Origin of the sequence: Clostridium sp. LY3-2, assembly GCF_024705715.1 — a bacterium.
Taxonomy (GTDB): Bacteria; Bacillota; Clostridia; order Clostridiales; family Clostridiaceae; genus Clostridium.
This window is the reverse complement of sequence record NZ_JAMDLQ010000071.1, coordinates 1-1586: the sequence shown is the minus strand read 5'-3', so window position 1 is coordinate 1586 and position 1586 is coordinate 1. Positions and strand designations below refer to the sequence as shown.

At 29.8% G+C, this 1586-nt stretch carries 1 tRNA gene and 1 pseudogene; one reads left to right on the top strand and one right to left on the bottom strand.

The features are described from left to right. Positions 1 to 73: 73 nt before the first annotated feature. A pseudogene (locus tag M4I33_RS16735) lies at positions 74 to 1096 on the bottom strand (aminoacetone oxidase family FAD-binding enzyme); the annotation flags it as partial. 418 nt (positions 1097 to 1514) lie between these two features. Between M4I33_RS16735 and M4I33_RS16730 the strand changes: the two are divergent. Beyond that, positions 1515 to 1586, top strand: a tRNA-Glu gene (locus M4I33_RS16730).

Below are 1586 nucleotides of genomic sequence, written 5' to 3'. Positions count from 1 at the left end.
AAGACGTGAGAAATCTAGTAATTCCTCAACTAAACCTGATAGTCTATCTGATTCTTTTTCAATTATATCAAAGCCAATCTTTAAGACGCTTTATAAGAGCATCTTGATACTTCCACTCTAAATCGCAACAAGGAGTGTGAATATTTTCTATTCCTATATCCTTAAGAAGGATAGGAGTCATCTTTTTATTTATTATACCTACAAGGGCATCTGAAATGCTTCTATGTGAAAATACAGCTAAGTGCCCGTATATAAAGTTACTAACTTCATCAAATGATTTTGAAGGCATTAAGTCTACTTTTATTTTTACATCAGCTTTTTTGTCTAAATACCTTGAAGCTGTAGATGATAATAAAAAGATTGGGGGACCTGAAATTCCGTAATCAGTAAATAATATTTCTCCAAACTCTTCTCTTAAGGTTTTACCGTTTACTATTAAAGAAGCTATACCGTCAAATTTTATTCCTGAAAGTCCTTTTAGTTTAGGGTAGTCTAATTTTAATTGAACTATTCCAGGGATAGGCTTTATTATTTTATGACCTAAATCTTTAGCTAGTTTAAATCCAGAACCGTCAGAACCAGTCTTTACAGCAGATTGTCCTCCAGCACAAAGTAAAAGTTTTTTGCATGTGAATTCTTTTAATTCATCGTTGTTTGTGGATAATTTGAAGTTTTTAGTTTTGTGGATAGTTTTTACTTTGCAGTTTGTGTATAACTTTATATCTCTATCTTCTATAGAAAGTCTTAAAAGATCAACTACAGAAGAGGCTTGTAGAGACATAGGATAAAGCTTACCTTTTTCAAGTTCTATAATAGGTAAGCCAAGTGATAAGAAAAAGTTTAACGTATCATCTAAAGGAAGTTTTCTTAAAGAGTCTACGTAAAAGTCTTTATTAGAACTGTGGTAAGCTAAAAAAGGTTCTTTTAATGTAGAGTTAGAAATATTACATCTTCCGTTTCCTGTAGTTAATATTTTTTTACCGACTCTATCAGTTCCTTCTAATATAGCAACATCTATGCCTAAATCTTTTAAAACTATAGCAGACATAAGTCCAGAAGCTCCGCCACCGACTATAATTAAATCATGATGTATCATAATAATCTCCTTAATATATATTTTTTTATTATATTCTTAAACAATTTAAGTAAAGTTTATCATAGTAAGTAATTCTATTAAAGAAAAGAATATATAGAAAAAATCAAAAATCATAAAATTATAAAAAATTTTTTTTAAAAAACTTTATAAAAAGCGACAAAAAAACTATAATAATAGTGTAAAAAAAGACAAAAAACCAAAAAAAATTATTACTTAAATTATATAGCCTTAAAGCGCATAAACACTAGTGTTTAGAGGGACAAACATACTAAAATACTCATATATAAAAATACAAAAAACAAAAAATGAAAAAAAACTTTGTAAAAAGTGTTGACATAGTTTTGGTTTCAATGTATTATAATTTATGTGCTCGGCGCTACGGAGTGAGCGGCGGGAAACAAAGAAAAAACTTAAATATGGCTCCTTGGTCAAGCGGTTAAGACACCACCCTTTCACGGTGGTATCAGGGGTTCGATTCCCCTAGGAGTCA